Below are 26,920 nucleotides of genomic sequence, written 5' to 3'. Positions count from 1 at the left end.
TCCTGCGGACCTTCGATGGCCTGGCTGTACATGCCGCCGTTCTTCGCGATCCAATGACGCAGCAGGCGACTTTTCCCCACGCGCCTGCCCCCAAAAATGACCAGCAACCCGCCTTTGCGGGCTGCGGAGGCCAGTTCAGCCTGCTCTTTGATGCGATTGACGAAGTCCAGGTTCATGCGGCGAAGTGTAGCCGCCCGCCTGCATCATCGCAAACATTATGTCTCAGGAGCATAATGCTTGAGGATCACCGTCTGTCTTATGCTGGTACTGAGGCTCAAATCACCAACGCGTTCTCCGCGTCGCCGAAGTGGCTGGTTTTCACGCCCATGCGGTCCATGAGGGCGATGTGGAGGCGGCAGAGTTTGCGGTTTTCGTCTTTACTGAGGTCGTGGAAGCGGCCGCCTTGGATGGTGCCGCCGCCGCCACCGGCGAGGACGACGGGGAGCTGGCGGGAGTCGTGCGCGTTGCCGTCCATGAGGCTGCTGGTGAGCAGGATCATGCTGTTTTCGAGCAGCGTGCGCTCGCCTTCGTTCGTAGCCTGCATCTTGGCGAGGAACTCGGCCCAGAGTTTGACCTGATGCTCGTTCACGCGCTGATACAGGCTGAGGCGGTGCTCGTCGCCGGCATGGTGCGACAGCTCGTGAATGCCGCCGCTGATGCCGTCGAGGCTGGGGAAGCGCATGTTGGAGAGGTCGTTGTTCATCATGAACGTGGCGACGCGGGTGCGGTCCATCTGGAAGGCGAGCACCATGATGTCGAACATGAGGCGCAGGTGCTCCTCGCTGCTGGCGGGGATGCCGGGGCCGGGGCGCTGCAACGTGGGCACTTTCACTGTGGGCTTCCAGCCGGTGCCGTTGGTTTCGGCCTGGCTGATTTTTTCGGCGAGTTCGACGCGCTGCTCGATCTCGCGCACGGAGGTGAGGTATTCATCGAGCTTCTGTTTGTCGCGCTGGCTGAGCTTGGGTTTGAGGCCGTTCGCGTCTTCGAGCACGAGGTCGAGGATGCTCTTGTCGCGCTTGCGGCGGCTGCCGTCGTCGAAGAGCTGGTCAAAGGCCTGCTGCGGGAAGATTTCCTTCGGTGCAGGCGTCGTCGGTGTGCTCCACGAGATGTAGGCGGAGTAGATCGAGGTGAAGCCGGAGTCGGTGCTGTAACTCGGGCGCTCGGTGCCTAACACAATGCTCGGCACAGGCGTGAACTTGCCGGTCTGCGCGGCGATGAGCTGATCCATCGTGGTGCCGACTTCGACATCGGTGGTGGTCTTCTTCACCTTGAGGCCACAGAGCACGTTCATCTTCGGATAATGGCCACCTTCGCCTTCCACGGTCGTGGGATTCCACAGGCCTTTGAAAACGCTGACATGCTTCTTCAGCGGCTCCAAGGGTGAGAGCGATTTCATGAACTCCATGCCGCCCGGGCCTTGCGTGGCGCCCCAATGATGCGGATTCACACCGTTGCCGGTGAAACATACCGCGAGACGACGCGGCGCAGTGTTGGTCTTCAACGATTCGGCTCCGAACGAGCAGACCGATTCAAACCAAGGCAGGCCCAGCGCGATGCCGGTGCCACGGAGAAATTTACGACGAGAGGTGTTCATTAAATTGGGGGGTAGATGAGATACGTTGGCAAGCAGGGCTGGCTTGCGACAGGGCAGGTGGTGTGCCAGTATTGGGCCACTTATGAATGAGTTCTCCGAATTGAACCAATTGCTGGAGCCTTCCCGCCCCTGCTTCACTGTGGAGACGGCGAACAATCTGCTGAAGATCGTGCCTGACGAAACCAAGCTGGCACGCATGGAAGTGCTGGCGGCCAAGGCCAATGAGGGCAGGCTCACTCACTTGGAGGAGCGCGAATACTGGAGCCTCATTTGCGCCGGCAAATTCATGTCGATCCTCAGGCTGCAGGCGAAGGTGTTTCTCAAACGTGCTGCCGCCTGACGCATGGACCGCGAGCTGCGACAACGGGTGCGCGTGCGCGCCATGCACCGCTGTGAGTACTGCCGTCTCAAGCAGGAACACGAGATCGAGAATGCGTTTCACATCGAGCACATCATCGCACAGCAGCATGGCGGCGAGGATGACTTTGAAAACCTGGCTCTTGCATGCAGTTGGTGCAATGCCATCAAGGGGCCGAATCTGGCAAGCCTTGATCCTGATGCAGGTGCATTGACACGCCTTTACCACCCTCGAAAGGATGGCTGGGAAGCTCATTTTCGCCGGGATGGCGCTTACATTCTTGGTGTCACTGATGTTGGCCGAACCACGGCGTGGCTTCTGCAATTCAATGAGCAGGCCAATCTCGATCAGCGGACGCTTCTGCTCGAACTTGGCGAACTCGACTGACGCAGTCTCACGGATTCCCCACCACCGCAGGTTCATTGCGGCGGTTCAGGAACTGGCGGCTGGTGATGATGGTGAGGACGGCGGCGGAGAATTTGCCGTGGTTCTTTTTGAGCGCGTCCTGCATTTGGGCGATGAGGGCCTTGTCGCTGGGCAACGTCTGGCGACCGAGGGAGTAGCCGAGGAGTTTGCGGCAGAACTGCGTGGTGAAGTTGGGCTCGTTTTTTTTGAGGTAGTCGCGCAGGCCGGAGAGGCCTTGGAATTTGGTGCCGTCTTTGAGTTCGCCGGTGTCGTCGATGCCCGCATCAGCGCGGAAGCGGCCGGTGGGGTCGAAGCGCTCTAAAGCGAAGCCGAGCGGGTCGATGCGGTCGTGGCAGACGGCGCAGGCTTGATCGGCGCGGTGCTGCATGAGGGATTCGCGCAATGAAGCGGGCTTCGAGGTTTCTTTGAGTTCGGGCACATTCGGCGGTGGCGGTGGTGAGGAGAAGCCGAGGACGACTTGATAAAGATAGTCGCCACGCAGCACGGGGCTGGTGCGATTGGGGCGCGAGGTTTTCGTCAGGATGGCTCCCATGCCGAGCAGGCCACCGCGATGATGCTGCGCGACTTTGACCTCGCGGAAATGATTGCCGACGATGCCGGGGACGCTGTAGTGCCAGCCGAGGCGCTCATTCATGAAGCTGTAGTCTCCGCTGATGATGTCGGTAACGTTGCGGTCTTCGCGGATGAGGTGGGTGAAGAATTCAGTGACCTCGCGCTGCATGTCGGCGCGGAGTTCGGGGGTGAACTCGGGAAACTTTTTTTCATCGACGGTGCTCTTCTCGTCGAAGCCATTAAACTTGAGCCACTGTCCGGCAAATTCGTTGGCGAGTGCGGTAGCTTTGGGGCTTTGCAGCATGCGCTTGGTCTGCGCGGTGAGGACTTCGGGCTTCAGCAGGCTGCCGTCTTCAGCAGCTTTGCGGAGTTCCCAATCGGGCATGGAGGCCCAGAGGAAGTAGCTGAGGCGGGAGGCAACCTCGAAGGCATTGAGTTTCACGTCGCCAGTGCCGTTCGAGGCGAGCGGCAGGGTTTCGGCCTTGAAGAGGAAGTGTGGCGAAACGAGCACGCGCACGATGACTTCACGCGCGGCGGATTCGCGGTCGAGTTCCTTGGTACGGCCATCGTAGTAGAGCGTGTCGAGCTTTTGGAATTCTTCTTCGCTCACAGGCCGACGCCACGCGCGTTTGGCGAACTGACGCAGGTGCCATGTCATGGCGCCGTCGTATTCTTTCTTCTGCTGCGGATTGAGATTGGGCACGGCGGTGTAGCCCCAGTCTTTTTGCATGGCGGCGAGCTGGTCTTTGTCTTTCTGGCCGAGCAGTTGACCGAGTTGATCGTTGCTGAAGTAATAGACGCCGATGCCGGGCTGCCTGCGGTAGAGGTTGTCAGCGACTTCTTCGAGGCGGCGCTCGAACATGTCGGGGAAGGCCTGTTTCATCTTGTTGAAGTCGTTCATCGTCTCACCGGACTTCTTGGTGCTGCGTTTCCAGATGGTGAGCACGCCGGGCATGATCTTCGTCACGTCGCGCGGCTTGTCGGTGGCGAGCGTCCACTGCACGGTGGCTTCATCGACTTCGGGGTTTTGCATGTCGAGCCGTGCTTCGACTTTGAACCAGTGTGCGCCAGGCGGCAGTGGCAGCGTGAGCACGGTCGGCGCGGCGAGGGCGAGCACCTGTGGATCGATCTGGCGACCAGCTTGCGGGTGTTTGCCAAAGCGGGCGAGTAGCGGACTTTGCTGCTGCTTGAGCCAATCGAAATAGTTGAGCTTCTGCTTGCCGACGCTGACTTCGATCTTCGTCACGAGGGCGATGTCGCCTTTGTTGTCATCACCTGTGTCGCCGATGCAGAGGTGAACTTCATTTTTGCCCTTCACGTCACGTTGCATGTTGTAGGGGCGGATGCCGTCGCTGTCCTGCTGCTGGCGCTGGATGCCGCTGCCGGGGTGTTTAGGGTTGTTCCAGGAGTGCAGGTCGGACTCGATGCTCTTGATGCGTTCGAGTGCGGTTTTTTCATCGGTGGGCAAATCACGCCAGGAGACACGGGTGAGGTCGAGGAAGCGGCTTTTCGGTTCCGTGCTGTTCACGAGGTTCCACCAGTTGTTGAGGAAGTGGATGCTGAGTTTCATGCTCTTCGCGAGCGCATCGAGCGGCACGTTTTGATTTTTGTGCTTCCAACAGGCGAGCATGTAATCGGCCTCGCGCATCGGCTCGTCGTCCTTGGGCAGATGCGGCGCGGCTTTCTGCTGGAGCCAGACATACAGCCCCTGCTGCGCCTGCGTCTTCACCTGCTCAAAGCCGCGCAGGCCGATGCGCTGCGGATGAAACACGATGCCGGTCCCCGGCATGATCGTGGCGTTGTCGGCGACTTTGCGCGCGGCGCTGAAATACTTGTCGATGGCCGCAGGACTCATGAAGAGCACGTCGCCGGTGTTGCTAAAACCTTCACCGCCGCCGCCGTCGGTTTGGAATTCATTCGCGAGACTGTAGTCGTGGCCGGTGAGGTCGCGGAGGGTGTAATCATACTCGGCGTTGGTGAGGCGGCGCATCGTCACCGGGCCGGGATCGCCTGATTGTGCCTGCGCGAGATGATCGAGTTCACCATTCACCCAGCCGAGGAGCGCGGCTTTTTCGGGCTCTGACATCTGATGCGCTTTCGGCGGCGGCATGTCGCCATTTTCGATGGTGTCTTTGACTTTGAGCCAGACTTCAAACTGCTTCGCGATCTGGGGATCGGCGGCGAACTGCTGCAAATCGACGTCGCCTTTGGTTTTCTTCTCGTTGTGGCACTCGTAGCACTTTGCCTTCAAAACGACTTCCGCGTCTTTCCATGCGGGAGCGGCCGAAAGGCAGGACGAGCCGACGACAAAGGCGGCCAAAGCGAGATGGCGTGAAGGCAGAGACATTGGGGGTGATTTTGATACGCGATCTTGTGCGATGTTCCATCATCATGCGATAGCAAAGCAGATGCGGCCTCGTATGGTCAGCACCCTCAATGACCCCATCTCACTCACATCATGCCCCGAATCTGGAGCATGCATTCCTGACGCGTCGCCAGATGCTGCAACGTGTCGGCATGGGCTTTGGCTCAGTGGCGGCTGGCTCCCTGTTCAATCAGCAGGCTGCGGCGGCCACGCTGGACCCGATGGCGCTGAAACGGCCGCATTTTGAGCCGAAGGCGAAGCGCGTGGTGCATTTCTTCATGAACGGCGGCCCCTCGCAGGTCGATACGTTCGATCCGAAGCCGATGCTGGACCAATACGACGGCAAGGCGCTGCCTAATGTACTCAAAACCGAGCGTCCGACCGGTGCGGGCTTCAAATCGCCGTTCAAGTTCACGAAACGCGGCGAGTGCGGACTCGAAGTGAGCGAGATTTTTGAAAAAGTCGGCGCTTTTGCCGATGACCTCTGCGTGATCCGCTCGATGCACGCCGACGTGCCGAATCATGAGCCATCACTCGGCCTGATGAACAGCGGCGAAGGCCGGTTGAACCGCCCGACGATGGGTTCGTGGGTCACGTATGGCCTTGGCAGCGAAAATCAAAACCTGCCCGGCTACATCGCGATGTGCCCCGGCGGCATGCCGACACGGCGCACGAAGAACTGGCAGTCATCCTTCCTGCCGAGCGCCTACCAGGGCGCGTACATCAACACGGAGGACACGCGGGTCGAAAAGCTCGTGGAGTTCATCAAGAACGGCTCGCTTGATCTCAAGCAGCAGCGCAGGCAGCTCGACCTGCTGCAGGAGTTGAATCAAAAGCATCTCGTCCAGCAGGACCGCGATCAGCAGCTTGAAGCCCGTGTGCAAAGCTACGAACTGGCCTACCGCATGCAGATGGAAGCCACGGACGCCTTCGACATCATGAAGGAGCCGGAATCGGTGCGGAAGATGTATGGCGACCACGCTTTTGGCCGCCAATGTCTCATCGCCCGGCGATTGCTGGAGCGTGGCGTGCGTTTCATCCAGCTCTGGACCGGCGCGGGCCAGCCTTGGGACAATCATGACGAAATTCTCGAGCACCGGAAGCTCGGGCAGCAGACCGACGGTGCGATCGCCGCGTTCATGGGCGATTTGAAGCAGCGCGGCCTGTGGGATGACACGCTGATGATGTGGGGCGGTGAATTTGGCCGCACCCCGGCGGTGGAACTGCCCACTCCCGGCTCGAACGCCGGCAAGCAGCATGGCCGAGACCACAATCACTACGGCTTCACGATGTGGCTGGCCGGTGGCGGGGTGCGCGGCGGCTACACGCATGGTGCCACGGACGAATTTGGCTTCCAGGCCACGGAAAACCCGGTGCATGTGCATGATCTGCATGCCACGATTTTGCGCATCCTCGGCTTCGATCACGAAAAGTTCACCTACCGCTACGCCGGCCTCGATTTCCGCCTCACCGGCGTGAACGAATGCAAGGTGGTGCGGGAATTGCTGGCCTGATTGTGTCGGAAAAGCCAGCCACCAGCCCGCTTGCAAGGCTGGCGCTCACGTTTACAGTCGCCACCTCATGCATCGAAAAATCCTCCTCGCCCTGGCCGTGCTGGTGGCACTCATCTTCACGATGAACCTCAACGCCCAAGCCCAGCAGCCAGCACTAGCCGCTCCTGCCACCACCCCGGCCGCCATGGCCGATGACAATCCGTATGGCGATGTGCTGACGTTCAACGGCTTCGTCAAACGCACCGGCGTCATGGCCTACCCGCTCATCGTCCTGTCGATGATCGCCTTTTTCATGATCGTGCTGTTCTCCTTCACGGTGCGGCAGGGGACAGTGGTGAGTGATGCGTTCATGAATTCCGCAGACGCCTTGATCCGCAAGCAGGATTACCTGGGCCTGCTGGCGGTGTGCAACCGCCGCAATGAGTGCATCGCCCGCATCACGGCGAAGACGCTCGATTTCGCCACGCGCAACCCGACGGCGAGCTTTGAGGAGGTCAAGGAAGTCACGGAAGCCGAGGGCAACCGTCAGTCCAGCCTGCTGCTGGCCCGCATCGCCTATCTCGGTGACGTGGGCGCCATCGCCCCGATGCTCGGCCTGCTCGGCACGACGCTGGGCATGATCACCACCTTCCATGAAATTTCCGGCAAAGGCGTCGGCGGCTCGAATCAGCTCGGCCTCGCGCAGGGCGTGTCCGAAGCGCTGCTCTGCACGGCGTCCGGCCTCGTCATCGGCATCCCTGCCCTGATGTTTTACGCCATCTTCCGTGGCAAGGTGAACCGCCTCATTTCCGAAATGGAAGCAGCGACGACGCATCTCATGGCCTTGCTCGCCGTGCAGTACAAGCGTGCCGCACGCGCTGTTGCCGCGCAGTAAGCCAGAAGCTCCACCACGATGAACTTCCGCAAACAGCATTCCATCGAACCCTCACCGATGCAGCTCGCGCCGCTGGTCGATGTGCTGTTCCTGCTCGTCATTTTCTTTGCCGTGACCTTCCAGTATGCCAAGGAGGAGCAGGTCATGGATGTCAGCGTGCCCGCCGCCGACGAGGGCAAGGAGAAGGAGTCCCGCAACGTCGGCGAGATCATCATCAACATCAAAAAAGACGGCGAAATCCTCGTCAACGGCCAGCAGTTCAACACCGACGAGCTGCTGGTAAAGCTGAAGAACATCGTCGCTCTCTACAAGGATCAGGCGGTGATTTTGCGCGGCGATGAAATCACCAACTACCAGCACGTCATCCGCGTGCTGGACACCTGCCAGAAGGCCGGCATCTGGAACATCGCCTTCGCCACGCGCAAGCCTGACGCCGACCAACCTGCCGCCACGCCCAAGTGAGATGACCACCGTGAAGTTTCCAACTATCTCGCGCCGCAGTGCGCCGTGTTTCATGCCGGTGGCATTCTGTTTGATCACGCTTTCATCCCTGGCACAGCAGACCCCGCCGCGGGCGCTGCCGGTGGAGGACGACGCTCCGGTTCCGAAAGCAGTCCCAGTGCGTCCGCTGCCGACACCCTCCACGCCGCCGAAAGCCCAGCCCGTACTGGATGATCCGAAAGATCGTCCCGCCCCGCCCAAAACGAAGGGACCGGACGATGACATGTTTGATTTCGCCACGCTGGCCTACGACCGCCAGGAGTGGGGCATGGCCGCGCAGAGCTATGCGAAGTATCTGCAAACGTACCCGAGCGGCAGGCAGGTGCCGGATGCGATGTTCCGCATCGGCGAGTGCTACATGAAGCAGAACCAGCTCAAGCAGGCGGCCGGTTACTATGAGGAAATCGTGAACCGCTATCCCGGCAGCGATGGCGCTCCCTCTGCCGCATACCGCCTTGGGGCGATGACCTTCAACAACTCGAAGTTCGCCGACGCCGCGAAGCATTTCGCCTTCTGCGAGGCCAAAACCAAGAGTGCGCAGGTCAGACTGGCCGCCGCCTACAACAAAAGCCGCGCCTATGAGATGGCGGGCGACAAAGAGAAGCAGACCGTCGCTCTAAACAGCGTCATCGCGGTCAAAATGGACAATCCGTATCGCGAAACGGCCCTGCTCACGCTCGGCAGCATCTACCTCGCGAAGGACAAGAAGGCAGAGGCGCTGCCGGTCTTTGAGGAACTACTCAAACACAGCACCGACCGCGCCATCATCGCTGAGGCGGCCATCCGTGCTGGTGTGCTGTATGCGGAATTGAAAAAGCCCGATGAATCCATCGCGATGTTTCAAAAGGCGCTCCAGATGCCTGAGACCAGCGAGCAGAACCGCGGCATCTCTCTCGTCGGCATCATTCAGGCGCTCTATTCCAAGAGCGATTACGACGGTGTCATCGACTACTACAACAAAAACTCCGAAGTCCTGCCACCCGGCGCCTCGCGGGCGAAGATGCTGCTGCTCGTCGGCCACTCTTACCGCATGCGCAAAAGCTATGCGCGCGCCGTGGAGGTCTATCTGCTCATCGAACAGTATCACACTGACACCGACGAGGCCTTCGACGCCGGCTACTGGAAGCTGTACTGCTTCTACCTGCTTAATGACAAGGACCTCGGCGAGTTCGCCACCGCATTCATCACACGTCACGCGCAGAAACGTGCCGACCACGAGTACCTCTCGCTCGCCCGTCTCATCCGTGCGGACTTCTACTTCAACAAAGGCGACTTCCAGCAGGCCTCACAGAGTTACAACGAGGTCACCATCGACAAGCTGCCCGAGAAGCTGCGTCCCGGCACGCTGTTCAACATGGGCTGGGCGCAGGGCGAGGCTGCACGCCATCAGGAGGCCGTCGGCACCTTCACACGCTTCATCAACGAGCATCCGCAGCATGAATTCATCCCCAAGGCCTACGCCCGCCGTGGTCTCGCCAATCGTGATGCGCGCGATCTGCCGAAGGCCAAGGCCGACTTCGAGCAGGTGACGAAGGAGTTCCCAAAATCCGACGCCTGCGAGATGTCCTGGCTCCAGCTCGGCTTCATCGCGATGGAGCAGAAGGATCCGAAGGGCATGGTGACCGCGTTTGAAACGCTGCTGAAAAAATTCCCCACCACCGCCGCCGCCGCACAGGCTTACTACGGCATCGGTCGCGGCAACTTCGACCAGAAGCTCTACGACAAGGCCACTCCTGCCCTGCGTCGCTCCATCGAGATCGACAGCAAGACCTACCTCGACAAGTCCAGCCAGATTCTCATCCTCTGCGACTACGCCCGCCAAAACGCTGATGATCTGGCCAAGACCATCGACAGCTACCTGTCTTCCAAGCCCAGCGGCGAAGTGCCGTCGAACATCTTGAAATGGCTGGGCCTTAAACTTTACAGCAGCGACGACTTCAAGCGTGCCGCACGCTTCCTTGAACTCGCCGTCACGCCACAAACGCCGGAAAACACCGAACCCGTCGTGTGGAACTACCTCGGCATGGCGCAGCTCAAGAACCAGCAGTTTGACGCCAGCATCCAGGCCACGGAGAACTTCCTCAAATCCAATCCTGACCCCGCCGCCAGTGCTCGTGCGCAGCTCACCAAAGGCCGCGCCCTGCTCGGCAAAGGACAATTCGATGAGGCTGATAAAGTGGCGCAGGACGCGCTGCAGGTCGTCAAAGACGGCAAACTCCAGGCCGAGCTGCTCATCCTTGAAGGCGACATCTTTTCCGCCCAAGGCGACAAACTCGCCGCCGAGGGCCAGCAGGCCGCCGCCGTCGAAAAATGGAAGGCCGGTGCCGCCAAATACGCCGTCCCCAGCCAGTTCTTCGAAGATCCCGATGTCACTCCCGACGCCCTGTTCAAGGCCGCCAAAGCCCTCGAAAAAGCCGGTGATGCCGCCCAAGCCAAGCAGATGCTGCAACAGCTCCAGCAGCGCTATCCGAAGTATCAGCCGAAGTGATACGCTGCGGTTGAGTGCAGTTTAGGATCGTTTGTCGCGATCCCACTCCTGTCGGCCTTCGCGTTTGCCGCCGCCACCAGCGCCACCGTAGCCACGATTTCCTCCGCCAGCTCCACCACCACCGCTGCGCGGCGGCCGATCCTCCTTCGGCCGTGCCTCCACCACCTTTAACGGGCGTCCGCCGACCTCTTTGCCGTTCAGCGCATTGATTGCCGTCAGCGCCTCCGACTCGACCGGCATTTCCACGAAGCCAAAACCGCGCGAGCGGCCGGATTCGCGGTCCATCACCACCCGGGCGCTGGAGACATTGCCAAAGGCGGCGAACTCGCGCTGGAGGTCCTCATCCGTCATGGTGTAGGTGAGATTGCTGACGTACAGGTTCATCGGGATCAATCGTTGAAGTGGGCCATGGCGCACTGTCAGAGAAAGAGGTCATGGCGTGAACCCGATTTTCCGTGTCTGCCACCATTTGAGGATGCACACGGGCGCGAGCGTAGGCGCAGGGCGGAAAGGTGTCAATCCGTGCGTGACAGGCGAAATCCGGCTCCTGGCCGCCTGGGACCGAAAAGTTTTCAGTTGCAGAAAAGGCCCTGAATTCGTATTCCAGTCTCTCGTTTAACCGCCCCAACATATCATGAAACACATCCTCACCCTCCTTGCTGCCATCAGCCTGCTGGCAGGCATCGCTCCTGCCGCAGAGCCGCTCAACACCGTCTGCCCCATCTCCGGCAAGCCCGCGAACCCTGCCATCAGCAGCACCTACACCAAGACCGTCGCGCTCTGCTGCAACAAGTGCAAAGCCCAGTTCACCGCCACACCGAAGGCCTACCTCAACAACATCGTCGGTGCCGTCTCTGGCCAATGCCCGTTGAGCAAAAAGAAGGCGGATCCCTCCATCACTGTCAACTACACCCGCCAGGTTGCCTTCGCCGACGCCGCCAGCAAGGCTGCCTTCGACGCCGCTCCTGACAAGCACATCAAGGAAGTGCGCCAGTAATCGCAATCGCCTTCCGTTCAATTCTACCAAGCGGAGCCGTCATTAGCGGCTCCGCTTTTTTGTTGGCACAGGCGAATGGCTCCCTGCTAGTCTCACGTTTTAATACACCACCATGAAGCTCCAATCAGGCACCACCCTCGTCAAAAACGGCCAACTCATTGATGGCACCGGCACTGCGGCCGTCCCGAATGCCGCTGTCATCTTCCAGGATGGTCGCATCACTTACGCTGGGCCTGCACCGGCTGCGCCGCCCACGCCAGATGCCCGCGTCATTGATGCCAAAGGCGGCACGATCATGCCGGGACTCGTCGAAGCGCACTTCCACGCGACTTACTTCAACATCGAGGAACTGCAAGATCTCGACATCAAGTATCCCGTCGAGTACGTCAGCATGCTCGCCGCCGTGAATGCCAAGCTCGCGCTCGAATGTGGCTACACCGCAGCACGCAGCGGCGGTTGCCTCTTCAATGTCGATGTATGGATGATGAAGGCCATCGAGAACAATCTCATCCCTGGGCCGCGACTCTCACCCTCCGGCCGCGAGATTTGCAGCGCGGGCGGATTGATGGATTGGAACCCCGAGTTCCGCAAAATCGGCATGGAGGGCCTCGTCTTCATCATCAACGGCGTCGAGGATGCGCGCCGCGCAGTCCGCGCGCTGGTGAAGGACGGCATCGAGTGGGTAAAGACCTATCCCACTGGCGATGCCGCATCGCCCGACACGAATGATCATCACACCCTCTGCATGACCTTCGAGGAAATGCACGCCGTGGTGCAAACCGCGCACAATCACAAACTCAAAGTCACCGGCCACTGCCGCGCCACGCAGGGTATCAAGAATGCATTGCGCGCTGGTTACGATTGCATCGAGCACGGCACCTTTATCGACGACGAAGGCCTGGAACTGCTCTTGCAACGCGACGTGCCCTGCGTCCCCGCGCTCTACTTTGAAAAAGCCAGCATCCTCCGTGGCCCCGAGTTCGGCCTGCCACAGAGTGTCATCGACGGCCATCAAGAAACGCTCGACGGCGGCACCGCCTCAGCGCTGCGCATCCTCCGTGCCGGTGGCCGCATCGGACTCGGTGGCGATTACGGCTTCGGCTGGAATCCGCACGGCGACTACGCCCGCGAGATCACCTTCTTCGTCAAGGATGTCGGCTTCACGCCGCTCGAAGCCATCATGTGCGCCACCAAGACCGGTGCCGAGATCATGGGCCGCAGTCACGAGTTCGGCACCGTCGAGCCCGGCAAACTCGCCGACCTCCTCATCGTCGATGGCGACGTTTTAAATGACATCAAGCTGCTCGAAGACCGCAGCCGCTTCATCGCCGTCATGCAGGGTGGCGTCATCAAAGCCGGCCAGCTCACCCGCACCGAGCACACCTGGGACAACGCCACGAAGATGGGATGAAAAAGAGATGGCCTACGGAATACTCGGAATTCTGAATTGGATTTTCAGCCCTGCCCAGCGCCAACTGTGTTTCTGAACTTTCCGTTTATTCCGCGTATTCCGTAGGCAACCATTTCTTATGAGCAAACTGATCTACCCCGAAGAGTCCTACCGTATTCGCGGAGCCTGCTTTGAAGTGTACAAGCTCAAAGGTTGTGGGTTTACTGAGCCGATCTACCAAGAGTGTCTCGAAGCCGAACTGGAACTGCAAGGCATCCCTTTCGACTCGCAGTATCAATTCCCTCTCCTATACAAAGGTCGCAGACTGAAGCACACCTTCATTCCAGATCTCGTTTGCTTCGGCAAAATCATCCTCGAACTCAAAGCTGTCTCCAAGCTCACGGACGAGCACCGCGCCCAGATTATTAACTACCTCCAGGCCACTGGCATGAAACTTGGCCTGCTGATTAACTTTGGCCACTACCCCAAAATCCAAATTGAACGATTCCTCAACTCCGAGGGCTATTGCGGACCGATTTGATGGCCTACGGAATACACGGAACAAACGGAAAACTGATTTTATGACACCCAACCTCGCCCTTCGACATCTCTGCCTTCTGATTCTTTCCGCGTGTTCCGCGTGTTCTGTAGGCCATCTCTCCGCTGCCGATCTCTTCGATAAACAAAACCTCGCCGCCTGGTGCATCGTGCCATTCGACTCTGCAAAGCGCTCCCCGGAGGCCCGCGCGGAGATGGTGGCGAAGATGGGCCTCAAAAAAGTCGCCTACGATTGGCGGCAGGAGCATGTGGTGGAGTTTGAGCGCGAGATCCTCGCGTATCAAAAACACGGCATCGAGATGTTCGCCTTCTGGGGCAGTCATGACGAGGCGTTTCGGTTGTTTGAGAAGTACAAACTCCATCCGCAGCTCTGGATCATGATGCGCGGCACTGGCGACACGCAGGACGTCAAAGTGAAATCCGCTGCCGAAGGTCTGCTGCCCATTTTGGCACAGGCGAAGAAGATCGGCAGCCAAGTCGGCATCTACAACCACGGCGGCTGGGGCGGCGAGCCGGAGAACATGATTGCCGTGTGCGACTACCTCAAAAAGAACCACGGCACCGACAACATCGGCATCATCTACAACCTCCACCACGGCCACAGCCACCTCGACCGCTTGCCGCAGGCCATCGCGGCCATGAAGCCGCATCTCCTCTGCCTCAACCTCAACGGCATGGACATCGACGGCGAAGCCAAAGGCCGCAAAATCCTCCCGCTCGGCGTCGGCACGCAAGATGTGAAAGTGCTGCGCATCATCCGCGTCAGCGGCTACAGCGGCCCCATCGGCATCCTCAATCACACCAACGAAGACGCCGAAGGCCGCCTGCTCGACAACCTCGACGGCTTGCAGTGGCTCATCCCGCAACTCGACGACGCTATGCCCGCCGCGAAGCCAAAGTATCGCACCTGGAGCGATGCCCAGCCCAAGACGCCTTCCAACGCGCCCTCCGCAACAACCAAGGCAGGCGGCGTTCCTTCCTTGAGCGAGGAGTTCGGCAAAGCACTCTCCGGTGGCCTCTTGGTCGATGGCAAAGGCGACTACCACACGCTGCCATTCACCATCGAATGCCGTGCGAAACTGAGCAGCAAGGACCGCTACAACATCCTCGTCGCCTGCAATCCCAAGTCCGCCAGCACGCATTGGGAACTCTACACGCACGCCGGCAGCGGCAGGCTCGCGCTCTTCATGCCAGGTCGGGGTGGCGATTTTCAATCGCCAGTCAACATCTGCGACGACCAGTGGCACAACCTCGTCGCCAGCGTTGATGACAAAATGGTCACGCTGTGGATTGACGGCAAAAACGTCTTCGAGAAAGCCACCGGTGCCGCTGGCGTCATGCGTCATGCGAATGTCGAGTCCATCGCCTTTGGTCGCCTCGTCGAGGGCAGCATCGGTTGCGATGGTCTCATCGACGACGCCCGCCTCTCACGCGGTGTCATGAAGCCTCGCCCCGGCAACTCGCCGCGTCTGCGCATGGACAACACGCTCGGCCTGTGGGACTTCAACGACCTCAGCACCGCCGCACCCGTCGTCAAAGCGCCCGATCCCGCGCCCTTCAAGCCGGATCTCCCGCCGCTCAACAAGGCCGACCACCAGCACTGGCAGGAATTCGTCAATCGCGAGCGCATCTTCGACTTCTACGGCAAGCAGGCGCTGCACTTCGGCCGTAGCTTGGCTCTCCAGAGCCGAGACGAACGTCCCCAGGCCAGCGCACCTTTGCAGAGCCCGACTCTGGAGAGTCAGGCTACACCGCTGCCGGCACTCATCCCCGCCTTCCCCGGCATGGACGGCGGCCAGCAAGGCCACTGGGGCAATCAAAACGACCAGGTGACGTGGAAAGACGGCCGCTGGGCCGCCAGTGATCTGGGAAGTGTCTTCAGTGGTGTATTCAAAGGCGCAGGCGTGACCGTGAACAAAGGCGTGTGCGTGCGCTTCGATGACAAAGCGGCGGTGTTTGATCCTGAGCGCATGTCATGGCGTTTGGAATGGTCGGGAGGCTTCCTCAAGCTCAACGACAACCGCCACGGCTTCATGGCCGGTGCGCCGATGGATGGCAAAGTCATCTCCAGAGAGGAAAAGAAGCTCCCCGGCACCTACCGTGGCTTTTTCCGCCGACTCAATGAGGTCAATATTGTCACCAGCGAAACGCCATTACCTGCTCCAGGCCCCGCCCAATGGCCGCAATGGATCGAAACCAAGGGCGAACTCGGCACGCAGACGCCCTTCGCCACAGATCGCCTCACGATCCCGTTCGAGAATCCGTATGGCACGCTGTTCTTCATCACCGCGCATGACTTCTTCAGTGATGGCACCGCCGCCATCGCGACGATGACGGGCGAGGTGTGGTTGGTGAAAGGCATCGACGAAAAGCTGGCGAAACTGCGCTGGAAGCGCTTCGCCACCGGCCTGCATCAGCCGCTGGGCATGAAGATCGTGAAGGACAAGCTCTACGTCCTCGGGCGCGATCAGATCACCTGCCTGCATGATCTCAATGGCGATGACGAGGCCGACTTCTACGAGTGCGTGACGAATGCGATGACGACCTCGCCCGGTGGCCATGATTTCATCGTCGGACTCGAAACCGATGCGCAAGGCCGTTGGTATTTCGCGTCGGGAAATCAGGGTGTGTGTCGAATTGATGTAGCGCGGAATTCCGATTCCGCGACGGCACCAACTCGGAATCAGAATTCCGAGCTACAAATCCTCGCCACCGGCTTCCGCAATCCCAACGGCCTCGGCCTCTCCCCCGATGGCCGCTTCATCACCACGAGCGTTCAAGAAGGCGATTGGACGCCCGCCACCTCCATCTGCCAGATCGAACTCGGCAAAAACGAAGGCGCGCACTTCGGCGCAGGCGGTCCGAAGAACAACCAGCCACCCGAACCCGTGCTCATGTACATGCCGCGTGGCGAGGACAACAGCGCCAGCAGCCAGGCCTTCATCTCCGGCGAGAAATGGGCCTCACTCAAAGGCGATGGGAATCTGATCCACCTTTCCTCCGGCGGCGGCAGTGCGTGGCTTGTCATGCGGCAAAACGTCAAAGGCCGCTGGCAGGGTGCAGCGGTGCGCATCAGCGGGAATTTTGATTCCGGGCCGCAAGCCGCGCGCTTCAATCCGCACGACGGCCATCTCTATGTGAATGGCATGCAGGGCTGGGGCACTTACACGCCGAAGGACGGCTGCTTTCAGCGAGTGCGCTTCACCGGTGGAGATAAACCGGTGCCCGTCAGCTTCGAGGCACGCGACAACGGCGTCCTCATTCGTTTTAACAACCCGGTGCAACCAGGCGAGTGCTTTGCGCAATGCTGGAACTACCGCTACAGCGCGGCCTATGGCTCGCCGGAGTATTCCGTGAAGTATGCTGACACACCGGGGCATGATCCGCTGGAGGTGCGCAGCGTGCAGCAGCTCGATGGCAAATCACTCTTCCTCGAAATCCCGCAGATCGTCACCGCGAGTCAGATTCACCTCCGCGTGAGCACCGGCCACGACATCTTCCTCACCGCGCACGCCTTGGCCGAACCCTTCACCGATTTCCCCGGCTACACGAAAATCGCGAAGACGAATCACGCAGCACAGATCGGCCTCACTGCTCCAAAACCCTCGAAACCCAATCCGTGGGCCAAAGGCGAAGGCGGACGCGAACTCATCATCGAAGCCGCTTTGGGCCTTCAATTCGTCCAAAAGCAGCTCCAGGCCAAAGCCGGTGAAAAACTTAGCATCGTTTTCAAGAACCCCGATGTCGTGCCGCACAACTGGCTCCTCGCCAAACCTGGCTCGCTGCAAAAACTCGGCGACAAGTGCAATCTCATGATCGCCGACCCGCAAGGCCTCGCAAAGCACTACGTGCCCGACAGCGACGACGTGATCGCCTACACCGACATGACGAATCCGCAGTCGAACTTCACCATCCACATCACCGCACCGAAGGACAAAGGCGACTACCCCTACCTCTGCACCTTCCCCGGTCACTGGATGGTGATGAATGGGGTGCTGAAGGTGGAGTAGGACAGGCTTCCAGCCTGTCACGAGTGGCGCGGGCATTCTGCCTGCTGCCAAGGGGGCCGGGCAAGATGCCCGGCTGACCAAAGTCAGGCAGGATGCCTGACCTACTGTGCCGCCACCGCCGTCTGCGTCTGCTCGCCAAGGCCTTCGACGCCGAGTTCAACGACATCCCCCGGCTTCATAAACAGCGGCTCAGGCTTGAAGCCGAGGCCGACACCGGGAGGCGTACCGGTGGTGATGATGTCGCCGGGCAGCAGGCTCATGAACTGGCTCAGGTAGCTCACCAGCGTCTTCACGCCAAAGATCATCTGTGCCGTGCTGCTGTTCTGGATCATCTTGCCGTTCAGCTTGAGCCACAGCTTCAAGTTTTGCGGATCAGGAATCTCATCGCTCGTCGCCAGGAAGGGACCGATGGGCGCGAAGGTGTCGCAGCTCTTGCCTTTGACCCACTGGCCACCGCGTTCGAGCTGCCACTCGCGCTCGCTGTAGTCGTTGTGGACGCAGTAGCCGGCCACGTGGCTCAGCGCGTTCTCTTCGGCGACGTAGCTCGCTTTTTTGCCAATCACGAAGGCCAGTTCGACCTCCCAGTCGGTCTTCTTCGAGTTGCGCGGGATGACCACGTTGTCGTTCGGGCCGGTGATGGCGCTGGTGGCCTTGAAAAAGACGATAGGCTCCGCCGGAATCGGCATGCCCGACTCTTTGGCGTGATCGCTGTAGTTCAGACCGATGCAGATGATCTTGCTCGGACGTGCGATGCATGGCCCCAGGCGCGTTCCGGCAGCCACCGTCGGCGCAGAGGCCGCGTTGGCCTTCGCCCAGGCGGCGAGACGTTCCAAGCCATCGCCGCCGAAGAATTTCTCATCGTAGTCACTGCCAAACGCAGATGCATCAATCCGGCGGCCATCGTCGAGGATGAGGCCGGGTTGTTCTTCTCCAGGATTGCCAAAGCGGATCAGTTTCATGTTCAGTTAGTTGGTGTGGTCTTGTTGTTTGAGAGGATCGCCTTCGTGATTCGTGTAGCGGCCGATGAGCGGATACTGCTCCAACTCAGCCACAGTGCCGGTGATGGGAAAGCTTTCGCGCCCGACCCAGTAAACGCATGCCGCCGCGATGTCTTCGGGCATGATGAGGCGTCCCATCGGAATGGCATAGACGGGCAGACGCTCCGGCCAGCCTTCGCCGAGGCCATCCCCGAGTTTCACCTGGTATTCGTTCGCCGTGAGCGTCCAGCCGACGTTGAGCTGGTTCACGCGCACGCGGTCCTGGCCCAGTGCATCGGCCAGATTGCGGGTCATCGTCATCAGCGCGCCTTTGGACATCGAATACGCCAGCAAATTGGCCTGACCGCAGTGCGCGAGCACCGAGCCGATGTTCAGCACGACGCCCTGATTCTTCTTCAACTCCGGCAGCAACGCGCGAATGAGCAGCATCGGCGCACGCGCATTCACGGCGATGATGCGGTCAAACATCGCCGCGTCCGTCTCATCAATCTTCGCGCGATTGGTCAGCGCGGCGTTGTTCACCAATGCATCGACCTTGCCGAAGGCCGCAATCGCCTCGGTGGCCAGTTTCGCCGGATATTCGGCATCGGCGAGATTTCCCTGGCAGAACGCCGCATTGTCCGTGCCGAGTTCTTTTCGCAAAGCCTCACCGCGTGCTGCATCACGGCCATGCAGGATGACTTTGGCACCTTCGGCGACAAAACGCCGCGCCATGAATTCGCCGATGCCGGTGGTGCTGCCGGTGATGAGGATGACCTGGTCTTGAAGTCGCATGTTCGTCGTTGGGGCTGTGGGGAGCGCTTTCTATGGCGAGCATGCCACGTTGCTCAAGGTTGCGTTTTGCGTTGTGCAAACAGCCACTCCCACAGCTCCGCTGTTGCATACGCCGACTCCCAACTGCCATGACCGACGCCGGGAAACTCGGTGTATTTCGGTTCGGGTGTGACCGCAGCTTTCTTGAGCGCGGCAATCATGTCGCGTGAACCGCTCACGGGCACGGTGGGATCATCAGCGCCGTGAAATGCCCAGACCGCCACGCCATTCATCTTCGCCGCGTCCGCAGGCTCCCAAATGCCGCACACCGGCACCGCAGCAGCGAATTTCGACGCATGACTGGCAATCAGACCCCACGATCCCACGCCACCCAGCGACTGACCGGTGACATAGATGCGCGCCGGGTCCGCTTTGAACTCGGACACGACAGCGTCGAGCATTTCCATCAGCTCCGGCATCACCGCGCGCACGTCTTTGTCCTTGATGCGAAACCCGCCTTCCACCCAGCGCGTCGATTTACCCTCGCAGGCCGGAGCGATCACGATGCACGGCTGCTTTGCCTGCATCGCCGGTGCCGCGAGTACATTCGCGGCCGCCGTGTTGCCACCGGAGCCGTGAAGACAAAGCACCAGCGGCGGCGGCGATGAATCCGTCTTCTGCGTGGGAACAAAGAGGCTGTAGCGCAGCGTCTGGCCGTTGGTGCCTTTGAATTCACGCACTTGAAACGCCGCGTTCGCGCCACCGGGCCGTGCCTGTTCGGCCCGCTTGCCCTTTTTGCCCTCCATGGCGGCGATCTCGGTCGCGTCGAGCGCGCCGTCGCCATTCGCATCCTGTCCTGCGGCCCGCTGCCAGAACTTGTCGCCCAGCTCCTCCTTCGAGAGTTTGCCGTCCTTGTTGGTGTCTTTCGACATCAAGCGCTCGCTGTTGATACCTTTGTCTTGCGCCGCAGCGATAACGCCAAACAAACTGAGGGTGATGATGAGGGTCGCTTTCATGGTGGGTCATGAACGTCCGTTCAGCGCGCGAGTTGCTGCAAAACCTCCAGCGCCTTCGTCTCGAAGATCTTCTGCCACTCCGGGGCCACGAGCACGTCACAGTCTTCCTGGGCGTAGCCGGTGTTGTTTCGCTGCTCCACGGTCGGCGTGTAGTAGATGTAGCCGTTCGTGTAGCCGGAAACATGGGCGTTGGCATCCTGCGCGGCTGTTTTGATGTTGAGGCCGACTTGCACCGTGATCTCGCCGGGGAAGGTCACCAGTTTGAAATCGCCGACACGCAGACCGCAGACTTCGACATCAAGTGTGGGCTTGGCGGCGGCCTTGGTCTCGGCGAGGTGCTTCTTCAGCAGTGCGAGGTTCGTGTTCAGCCGCGTGAGGCGCTCCATGATCTGGATGTTGGCGAGGTAATTCTCCACCAGCACGCGGTTGTCGGCATCGAGCTGTGCAATGGCCTTCTTTTCGAGTGTTTGGTCATGCAGGTAGCTCTGCGAATGATGCGATGGGAAATCTGGCCAGAGCTGGTGCTGGAGCAGCAACGGCAGGAAGGCTTTGAAATTGATGTTGGTGGGCTTCAGGGCCGCGAGGAGCTGCTGTTGCTCTTCTTCGATGCTGGCGATGCGTTTTTCATAATCAGCGGCCCGTGGCACGGCAATGACTTCGTTGCTCACTTTCAGCACCGCGCTGTCTTTGGTCTCGATTGGGCGAACTCCGGCCAAAACCGCCGCACCGAGCATCGTACCGAGCGGTTCCGCATCGGCGGGCCGTGTGACTTCTTTGTAGCGCACCGGATTGATGTCGCCGCCGCAGCCTTGGATGAAAAACGCCAGCGCACCGCCGCCGAGCGCTTCCTCGATCACTTTGGAGGCAAACCCGGGATAGTCCGCGCTGTTACCTTTGCTCGGCGGATTCATGATCGGATGACAGGCGAACTGATACACGACCGCCAGCGTCGTTCCGTCGGCACGATCCAGCCGCAGCAGGCCGATCTGAGGGTCGATGGGGCCGACGCTCTCCACGTCTTCATCGCGTGGCATTGAATAAGCGCGGCGCATGTCCACCTGCGTGCCGTCCTTCATCAGTAGCCGGCGATTCTCGCTGATGCGGCGCTCGCTTCCCACGCCCGCGCCCGCTTTCACCGGCACCAGATTTTTCGCCGCCGCCTTCACCACCTGCACGACGAGCTGCAACGTGTCGGCACGGATGATGCCGTGGCAGTGGCTGGCATTGATGACGACGCTCGCTGGTAGAATGCCGAGATCACGCTCCAGTTCGCCGCGCACATTTGCCAGGAAACCGTTCCCGATGCGTCCGATCTCGCCAATCGCCACCGCATCGACGGTGATGAGCACCGCTGTCGTGCCACCGCTCTTCAACACGAGCGCCTTGGCGAAGCACGGATCATTCACCGGCCCCGTGCGGTCGGTGATGTCGATCTTCGCCACACCGGCGAGCAGTTCGTCGGCGTGCAGTGATGCGGTGTTGAAGAGCGGGAAGGCTAACGAGTAGAGCAGAGCGCGGAGGGTGTTCATGGCGGGAGATCATCAACAAAAACGCCGCGACGGAACAGGTTTGCGTTTTTGATCTTCCATTTAAGCGCTCCAGAGTTCGTCGGACACGATCTTGCGCGGTTAGTCAGTGACGTAGAGTGCCTAGCAACATGCTATTGCGCCTTGATGTCATGGCAGGTTAGCCGGTGCTGGTTGCGGATGTAAAGCCGGCCGCCGGCGACGACGGGATGCGCCCAGCTCGGGTGGCCGTATTTTTCGAGCGGAAAGCGCCCGTGTTCGCGATAGGCGTCGGGCGTCGCTTCGGCCAGCGCCATCTGGTGGCCTTCGCCGAGGAGGTAGAGCATGCCGTCGGCGTAAGTGAGCGAGCCTTTGCCGACGCTCTTGTCGGTCCACGCGATTTTGCCGGTGAGGAAGTTCATACAGATGAGTCCGCCGTTGCCGAAACCGTACATGTAATCCCCGACGCGCACGATGCCGCCGTGGTGGTTGGCCATCTTGTTCTCGAAATAAACCTCGTCGGCTTTCTGCCCCGACTCGCTCGGCGTGATCTTCACCAACCCGCCACCGGTGCCGTAGGCGCTGGCGGCGAAGACGTGGTCATTGTAGGCGACGGGCGTGGTGCAGTTGGCGGTGCCGTTGCTGGCGTTGCTGTAGTTCCACAAAAATTTGCCGGTGCCGGCGTCGATGCCGAAGACGGTCTTGTTGGTGAACTGCACGATCTGCTTCACGCCACCGAGCGTGGCGACGATGGGCGATGAATACTGCGCGCTTTCAAAAACATCCGGCGAGCGCCACACGACCTTGCCAGTGTTCTTGTCGAGCGCGGCGATGGTGCCGCCTTTGCCGCCGGGCGTGACGATGACCCAGTCATTATGGACGAGCGGCGATTCGCTATAGCCCCAGCCGGGCCGCCCGCCGCCGAGGTCGGTGACAAGATTGACGTTCCAAAGCGTTTTGCCGGTCGCGGCGTCGAGGCATGTGACATCGCCGTTGCCGCCCTCGGTATAAAGTTTGTCGCCGTCGAGCGCTGGTGTGCCGCGCGGCCCATCGCCCTGGTTGTTGCGATAACCGCCGTAGTAACCGCGCAGTTCGACATCGCTGAGGATGCCGTCAGTGCCGGGTTGTTTGGTGGAGAAGAACGCGATGGCTTCCGCGCGCGACACCGCGCCGTCGTAGCCCGGCTCGACTCTTGTCAGGTGGGCCTGAATCTCCTCGCTCGAAAAGGCATCGTCCTTGTCGCTATCCACGCGCTTGGGCCAGCCGTCAGCTCCTGTGCCGCGCATTTCGGCGGCGCTGAGCTTGCCGTCGGCATCCTTGTCGGCGGCTTTAATCATTGCCTCGGCGCGCTGCCGTGCCGTCGCCGCCGTGTCGGCACCGGGTGTGGTAGCATCCATCTTGCCGAGCATGTCGCGCAGCACCGCGCCCGCTTCGGCGGTAGTGAGCATGCCATCGGCATCCTGGTCGAGCTTCTTGAACATGCGGTCCGCCCGCGCGGTCGCGATCGCCTGCACGTCACCGTCGGCTGGCTTTTCATAGCTGTAGTAGTCGGACCTGAGCCGCGTCAGCGCCTCGACTTCGTCCACCGTGCCGTCGCTGTCGCGGTCCATCGTCTTTTTCAACTCTGCCAGCTTGTCGGCGAGTGCTTGCTTGACCGGTTCAGGCTGCACGGCCCAAAGCGTCGCGCCATCCTTCGCGTTGAGGCACATGATGTGCTCCACGCCGTCGAGGTCGCCCTGCGTGAAGATGCGGTCGCCCTTGATCGCGACCGACGAGTAGCCAGCACCGACGGCGTCCACCTGCCACACAACTTTCGGCCCGCCCTCGGGCCATTGCTTGAGCAGGCCGGTTTCCTTGCTGCACCCATCGCGATTTGGCCCGCGCCATTGCGGCCAGTCTTCGGCCACGGCGACGGCGGAGAGCGTGCAGCTGCAAGTGATGAGAAGGATGAGGCGGTGGTGTGTGTTCATGGGGGTTCGGCGGGCAAACCAACGCCGCAAACGGCGAAGACTTGGCAGTTACTTTGCGGGTGAATTTGTCAGTCGGAATCATCAGCCATGCGGCGCGCGTGATTCATTTCGCTCAACGAACATGTCGCAACGTCGCGACACAACGTTGCGGAAAAAAACGTCTGACAAAACTTTGTGGCATATGCCACAAAGTTTTGTTCGAGCATCCTAGCCATTGAAGCTGCGCAGAAGACGACCGGCGGCGCGAAGCACTTCGACTCGCCGGCGCCACGCCTTGCGGCCCAGGTAACCGGAGGGCAGGATGCGCTCCGGCAGCAGCGGGTCTGTTTTCACGGCATCCAACCATGCCGCCCGCTCCGCAGAAGCCCATCGTTGCAGGGATTTTCGCCCCTGAACACTTTGCAATGAACCCGCCGGTCGTTGTTCGAGCACTTTCAGATGCACCGCATAAAGGCTGTTGATGCGCTCAAAATCCCATGCGCCGACGACGATTTCCGTGTCCGATTCTCCCGCGCACGGTCGAGCTTCGAGCAGGATGAGCGACTCGACATTGATCTTTCCGCCGGCGAGAATCTCATGTTCGGCGTCGAGTGCATCGGGCGTGATCCACACGCTGTTTTGCAACCAGCCGAAACCCTTATCGCGCAAATAACGGCGAAGGCGTTCCCGCCGTGCGTTTTGTGCGACTGGCAGATCGAAGAGCACCATCCGCCATTGGCCATCCCACGGCCGCGTCCATCGTTCCTCCGGGTCGCGTCCGCCCAAGGCGTGCAATCGTCCCCGTTCCGTCAGCCGATAGACCCGATCATCCAGAACTTTGGTGTCGCGTTCCACGATTTGCCGCTCCTCCAGAGTGGCGACCTGCCGTAGAAGCCCTTTGCGATAGGCCCAGCTTTCATACGACTCAGTGAGGTTGCGAAAAGTCGGGCGTGCGAGCAAATCCGCCGACCAAAGTAGCAGGTTTAGAAATTCCTCGGTCTTGGGTTTGATGACAAGCTTGGTCTTCATAAGCGGAGGATGAGCCGTTCACTGCCATCCAGGCAATGCAAAACTTTGTGGCATATGCGACAAAGTTTTGTGGCGATGATGTTACGGCGCGGACTGCAACTCCCAAACTCGCACGGTATCATCCATGCCAGCGCTGGCGAGTGTGCGTGTGTCGGGAGAGAATGCGATGGCGGTGGCGCTGCTGCGGTGGCCGCGTAGGGTGGCTTGCTCCTTCGCTGTGGCGGTGTCCCAGAGCTTGATCGTTTCGTCGGCGCTGCCGCTGGCCGGTGTCTTGCCGTCGGGTGACATGGCGAGGGCGTTGATGCTGCCGCGATGACCGCGCAGCACGTCGCGTTCCTCGTGTGTGGCCGCATCCCACAGGCGGACGGTTAAATCGGCGCTCCCTGTGGTGATGGTTTTGCCATCGGGTGCGAAGGCCACGGCGCGGACTTCGTCGTCGTGGTGGATCAAGGAGGGTAAGTCGGACGTGTCGTCCGCCGTGTGCGACGAACTTGCAGTCCGCTGTGGGCGGGCCCAGTGCGTTTACTCGTATCGGCATTGAGCCGTGGCCGAGCAGGCTTTGTCCGCCGTCACACGCAGCCAGCGGCCTTGCACGGCAGGCTCGAAAGTGAGGGCGGAATCTTCGCCGGGGGAGACTTCGTGGTGCTTGTAGGTGACCCAGAGGCCGGTGCCGGTGAGGTCGAGCTCGATGTGGAAGCTGACAGGCTCGTTTTGATCGTGGCTGAGCGTCAGGGTGCGCTGGTCATAGGCCCACATGAGGTAAGGATCGCTTTTTTCGTTCGCTTTGACCGGGGTAGTCTTCCACGGGCCGCCTTCGCCGCGGGGTTTGCCGAGTTTCCACAGGTCGTCGATGGCTCCGGCCCACAGGGCGGCCTTGCCGTCGTCGCTGCGGAGGATGTGGTCGCCCGCCTTGGCATCGGGTTTGATGCCGCTCATCAAAAAGAGGCCGCGATAGCCGCCGAAGTCGGTGACGCGCAGGTTGTGTGAGCAGATGGGGCGGATCTTCGCGAAGCCGTCGGCGTTTTCGGCGGGCAGCTCAAAGAAGGTGCCGCAGGCGCTGAGCATGTCGCGCTCGGTGGCGACCTCGCGGCACACACGCAGGTCACCGGCGTTCGTGGGGCCGTCGTAGGCCTTCGAAGCACGCGGCAGACGCCAGCGACGGCCGCGATCATCGACGACGAGCACGCTGGCTTCATCGAGCGTGATGACGTTCTTTGGGATGGCGACGGCTTTTTCGACAAAAGCCTTCGCAGCAGTGTCTTCGACGCGGTTGAGGGCCAGATCCGCTCCCAGCTCATAGTAGCCGTCTTTGGTGGCGAAACTCAGCGTGCGCTTGTTTTCGCCGCGTGGACGGAAAAGGCCGGTTTGAGCGTTTTCATCGCCGATTCGGGCGATGCCGTCGAAAATGGCGTCGGGCTCGCTGCCGCGTGAATCGCCATTCGAGAGCGTGATGAGCACGCTGAAGTCCTTGGAGTCTTTTTCGGCTTTCACGCGCAGCCATTCGTCGTCGCCAGTGATCGTGACACGCTTCGATTCACCCGTGGCGTGGTCGATGTGCCAGGCGCTGCGGTGCTTCCATCCGGCGATGAGGAAGGGATCGCTCAAATCGCCCGCTTTGACGCTGTCATGCAGCCAGACGGCACCGCTGGCGTGTGCGGGGCCGAGTTTGCCGGGCGTGTCGGGGCTGGTGAACCACAGGTTGCTCTGCGACTGGCCGACGCTGTCGATTCTGCCCTTCACACTGCGCTTGTTGAGGAATTCCGACTTCGCCGAATCATCGCAGCCGAAGACGAGGCGGTCGTTCCAGCGGGTGAAGTCGCCGATCACCTTCATGTAGGCGCTACGAGCGCGGATGCCGCTCGTGTTCGCAGCCGAAAACGTCTTTGGGAAGCTCCAGAACGCGCCGTGCATGGTCATGAGCAGACGCGAGCGCAAAAAGTCCATGGTGCTTGATCATGCCTCGGGGGGCTGGTACAAGAAGGCACACCTTCACTCATGCGCCACTTCAACGCCCCCGATTCACTCGCACAAAACAGCCTCTTT

The 26,920-nt window shown here is 60.5% G+C and carries 21 protein-coding genes; 10 read left to right on the top strand and 11 right to left on the bottom strand.

Translation table 11 applies throughout. From position 1 onward, the window contains the following. Positions 1-274: 274 nt before the first annotated feature. Entirely contained in the window at positions 275-1,594 is a 1,320-nt protein-coding gene (locus ACKVY0_RS01725; protein WP_409213057.1) for a DUF1552 domain-containing protein, read from the bottom strand. 82 nt (positions 1,595-1,676) lie between these two features. Between ACKVY0_RS01725 and ACKVY0_RS01720 the strand changes: the two genes are divergently transcribed. Next, positions 1,677-1,934 carry a hypothetical protein gene (locus ACKVY0_RS01720; protein ID WP_409213056.1) on the top strand — a complete coding sequence of 86 codons (258 nt, stop codon included), beginning with the start codon at positions 1,677-1,679 and terminating at the stop codon, positions 1,932-1,934. A gap of 3 nt (positions 1,935-1,937) precedes the next feature. Further along, positions 1,938-2,339: an HNH endonuclease gene (locus tag ACKVY0_RS01715; protein WP_409213055.1), complete on the top strand. Its 402-nt coding sequence runs from the start codon at positions 1,938-1,940 to the stop codon at positions 2,337-2,339. Between the two features lie 7 nt (positions 2,340-2,346). Here ACKVY0_RS01715 and ACKVY0_RS01710 read toward each other — a convergent pair whose 3' ends face one another. Then, positions 2,347-5,277, bottom strand: a complete 2,931-nt coding sequence (locus tag ACKVY0_RS01710; protein WP_409213054.1) for a DUF1592 domain-containing protein — start codon at positions 5,275-5,277, stop codon at positions 2,347-2,349. Positions 5,278-5,366: 89 nt separating this feature from the next. Between ACKVY0_RS01710 and ACKVY0_RS01705 the strand changes: the two genes are divergently transcribed. The 4 genes from ACKVY0_RS01705 to ACKVY0_RS01690 all read left to right on the top strand — a co-directional run bounded on the left by ACKVY0_RS01705 (position 5,367) and on the right by ACKVY0_RS01690 (position 10,672). After that, positions 5,367-6,809, top strand: a complete 1,443-nt coding sequence (locus tag ACKVY0_RS01705) for a DUF1501 domain-containing protein (protein ID WP_409213053.1) — start codon at positions 5,367-5,369, stop codon at positions 6,807-6,809. A 67-nt stretch (positions 6,810-6,876) separates the two neighbouring features. Continuing rightward, positions 6,877-7,683, top strand: coding sequence for a MotA/TolQ/ExbB proton channel family protein (locus ACKVY0_RS01700; RefSeq protein ID WP_409213052.1), 807 nt, complete (start codon positions 6,877-6,879; stop codon positions 7,681-7,683). An 18-nt stretch (positions 7,684-7,701) separates the two neighbouring features. Then, positions 7,702-8,145 (top strand): ExbD/TolR family protein, encoded by a 444-nt coding sequence (locus ACKVY0_RS01695; RefSeq protein ID WP_409213051.1) that lies wholly within the window; start codon positions 7,702-7,704, stop codon positions 8,143-8,145. A gap of 10 nt (positions 8,146-8,155) precedes the next feature. Continuing rightward, positions 8,156-10,672: a tetratricopeptide repeat protein gene (locus ACKVY0_RS01690; RefSeq protein ID WP_409213050.1), complete on the top strand. Its 2,517-nt coding sequence runs from the start codon at positions 8,156-8,158 to the stop codon at positions 10,670-10,672. 21 nt (positions 10,673-10,693) lie between these two features. Here the strand turns inward: ACKVY0_RS01690 and ACKVY0_RS01685 are convergent, their stop codons facing one another. Beyond that, complete coding sequence (locus ACKVY0_RS01685; protein WP_409213049.1) at positions 10,694-11,056, bottom strand: RNA recognition motif domain-containing protein; 363 nt, start codon at positions 11,054-11,056, stop codon at positions 10,694-10,696. Positions 11,057-11,306: 250 nt separating this feature from the next. Here ACKVY0_RS01685 and ACKVY0_RS01680 point away from each other — a divergent pair, with 250 nt between their 5' ends. The 4 genes from ACKVY0_RS01680 (at position 11,307) to ACKVY0_RS01665 (ending at position 17,627) form a co-directional block, all read left to right on the top strand. After that, on the top strand, positions 11,307-11,669 hold the full coding sequence (locus ACKVY0_RS01680) for a hypothetical protein (protein WP_409213048.1): 363 nt from the start codon (positions 11,307-11,309) through the stop codon (positions 11,667-11,669). Positions 11,670-11,781: 112 nt separating this feature from the next. Then, complete coding sequence (locus ACKVY0_RS01675; protein WP_409213047.1) at positions 11,782-13,080, top strand: amidohydrolase family protein; 1,299 nt, start codon at positions 11,782-11,784, stop codon at positions 13,078-13,080. A gap of 118 nt (positions 13,081-13,198) precedes the next feature. Next, positions 13,199-13,600, top strand: a complete 402-nt coding sequence (locus ACKVY0_RS01670; RefSeq protein WP_409213046.1) for a GxxExxY protein — start codon at positions 13,199-13,201, stop codon at positions 13,598-13,600. A 40-nt stretch (positions 13,601-13,640) separates the two neighbouring features. Continuing rightward, positions 13,641-17,627 carry a LamG-like jellyroll fold domain-containing protein gene (locus ACKVY0_RS01665; protein WP_409213045.1) on the top strand — a complete coding sequence of 1,329 codons (3,987 nt, stop codon included), beginning with the start codon at positions 13,641-13,643 and terminating at the stop codon, positions 17,625-17,627. A 101-nt stretch (positions 17,628-17,728) separates the two neighbouring features. Here the strand turns inward: ACKVY0_RS01665 and ACKVY0_RS01660 are convergent, their stop codons facing one another. The 8 genes from ACKVY0_RS01660 to ACKVY0_RS01625 all read right to left on the bottom strand — a co-directional run bounded on the left by ACKVY0_RS01660 (position 17,729) and on the right by ACKVY0_RS01625 (position 26,821). Beyond that, on the bottom strand, positions 17,729-18,586 hold the full coding sequence (locus ACKVY0_RS01660; protein ID WP_409213044.1) for a fumarylacetoacetate hydrolase family protein: 858 nt from the start codon (positions 18,584-18,586) through the stop codon (positions 17,729-17,731). A gap of 6 nt (positions 18,587-18,592) precedes the next feature. Then, entirely contained in the window at positions 18,593-19,399 is an 807-nt protein-coding gene (locus tag ACKVY0_RS01655; RefSeq protein WP_409213043.1) for an SDR family NAD(P)-dependent oxidoreductase, read from the bottom strand. A gap of 53 nt (positions 19,400-19,452) precedes the next feature. Beyond that, positions 19,453-20,394, bottom strand: a complete 942-nt coding sequence (locus tag ACKVY0_RS01650) for a prolyl oligopeptidase family serine peptidase (RefSeq protein WP_409213042.1) — start codon at positions 20,392-20,394, stop codon at positions 19,453-19,455. Between the two features lie 20 nt (positions 20,395-20,414). Beyond that, positions 20,415-21,923, bottom strand: a complete 1,509-nt coding sequence (locus ACKVY0_RS01645; RefSeq protein WP_409213041.1) for a hypothetical protein — start codon at positions 21,921-21,923, stop codon at positions 20,415-20,417. A 131-nt stretch (positions 21,924-22,054) separates the two neighbouring features. After that, positions 22,055-23,869, bottom strand: coding sequence for a PQQ-binding-like beta-propeller repeat protein (locus ACKVY0_RS01640; RefSeq protein ID WP_409213040.1), 1,815 nt, complete (start codon positions 23,867-23,869; stop codon positions 22,055-22,057). Positions 23,870-24,076: 207 nt separating this feature from the next. Continuing rightward, positions 24,077-24,877, bottom strand: a complete 801-nt coding sequence (locus ACKVY0_RS01635; RefSeq protein WP_409213039.1) for a hypothetical protein — start codon at positions 24,875-24,877, stop codon at positions 24,077-24,079. 81 nt (positions 24,878-24,958) lie between these two features. Continuing rightward, on the bottom strand, positions 24,959-25,327 hold the full coding sequence (locus tag ACKVY0_RS01630) for a WD40 repeat domain-containing protein (RefSeq protein WP_409213038.1): 369 nt from the start codon (positions 25,325-25,327) through the stop codon (positions 24,959-24,961). 72 nt (positions 25,328-25,399) lie between these two features. Then, complete coding sequence (locus ACKVY0_RS01625; RefSeq protein ID WP_409213037.1) at positions 25,400-26,821, bottom strand: hypothetical protein; 1,422 nt, start codon at positions 26,819-26,821, stop codon at positions 25,400-25,402. Positions 26,822-26,920 lie beyond the last annotated feature (99 nt).

The sequence above is a fragment of the Prosthecobacter sp. genome (assembly GCF_046154365.1).
Taxonomy (GTDB): Bacteria; Verrucomicrobiota; Verrucomicrobiia; order Verrucomicrobiales; family Verrucomicrobiaceae; genus Prosthecobacter.
The sequence above is the reverse complement of the archived record's forward strand: the minus strand, read 5'-3'. Positions and strand labels throughout refer to the sequence as shown.

Coding starts and splice junctions, on each gene's coding strand:
- ACKVY0_RS01725 (WP_409213057.1), bottom strand. CDS start 1,594: ATGAACACCTCTCGTCGTAAATTTCTCCGTGGCACCGGCATCGCGCTG.
- ACKVY0_RS01720 (WP_409213056.1), top strand. CDS start 1,677: ATGAATGAGTTCTCCGAATTGAACCAATTGCTGGAGCCTTCCCGCCCC.
- ACKVY0_RS01715 (WP_409213055.1), top strand. CDS start 1,938: ATGGACCGCGAGCTGCGACAACGGGTGCGCGTGCGCGCCATGCACCGC.
- ACKVY0_RS01710 (WP_409213054.1), bottom strand. CDS start 5,277: ATGTCTCTGCCTTCACGCCATCTCGCTTTGGCCGCCTTTGTCGTCGGC.
- ACKVY0_RS01705 (WP_409213053.1), top strand. CDS start 5,367: ATGACCCCATCTCACTCACATCATGCCCCGAATCTGGAGCATGCATTC.
- ACKVY0_RS01700 (WP_409213052.1), top strand. CDS start 6,877: ATGCATCGAAAAATCCTCCTCGCCCTGGCCGTGCTGGTGGCACTCATC.
- ACKVY0_RS01695 (WP_409213051.1), top strand. CDS start 7,702: ATGAACTTCCGCAAACAGCATTCCATCGAACCCTCACCGATGCAGCTC.
- ACKVY0_RS01685 (WP_409213049.1), bottom strand. CDS start 11,056: ATGAACCTGTACGTCAGCAATCTCACCTACACCATGACGGATGAGGAC.
- ACKVY0_RS01680 (WP_409213048.1), top strand. CDS start 11,307: ATGAAACACATCCTCACCCTCCTTGCTGCCATCAGCCTGCTGGCAGGC.
- ACKVY0_RS01675 (WP_409213047.1), top strand. CDS start 11,782: ATGAAGCTCCAATCAGGCACCACCCTCGTCAAAAACGGCCAACTCATT.
- ACKVY0_RS01670 (WP_409213046.1), top strand. CDS start 13,199: ATGAGCAAACTGATCTACCCCGAAGAGTCCTACCGTATTCGCGGAGCC.
- ACKVY0_RS01665 (WP_409213045.1), top strand. CDS start 13,641: ATGACACCCAACCTCGCCCTTCGACATCTCTGCCTTCTGATTCTTTCC.
- ACKVY0_RS01660 (WP_409213044.1), bottom strand. CDS start 18,586: ATGAAACTGATCCGCTTTGGCAATCCTGGAGAAGAACAACCCGGCCTC.
- ACKVY0_RS01655 (WP_409213043.1), bottom strand. CDS start 19,399: ATGCGACTTCAAGACCAGGTCATCCTCATCACCGGCAGCACCACCGGC.
- ACKVY0_RS01650 (WP_409213042.1), bottom strand. CDS start 20,394: ATGAAAGCGACCCTCATCATCACCCTCAGTTTGTTTGGCGTTATCGCT.
- ACKVY0_RS01645 (WP_409213041.1), bottom strand. CDS start 21,923: ATGAACACCCTCCGCGCTCTGCTCTACTCGTTAGCCTTCCCGCTCTTC.
- ACKVY0_RS01640 (WP_409213040.1), bottom strand. CDS start 23,869: ATGAACACACACCACCGCCTCATCCTTCTCATCACTTGCAGCTGCACG.
- ACKVY0_RS01635 (WP_409213039.1), bottom strand. CDS start 24,877: ATGAAGACCAAGCTTGTCATCAAACCCAAGACCGAGGAATTTCTAAAC.
- ACKVY0_RS01625 (WP_409213037.1), bottom strand. CDS start 26,821: ATGGACTTTTTGCGCTCGCGTCTGCTCATGACCATGCACGGCGCGTTC.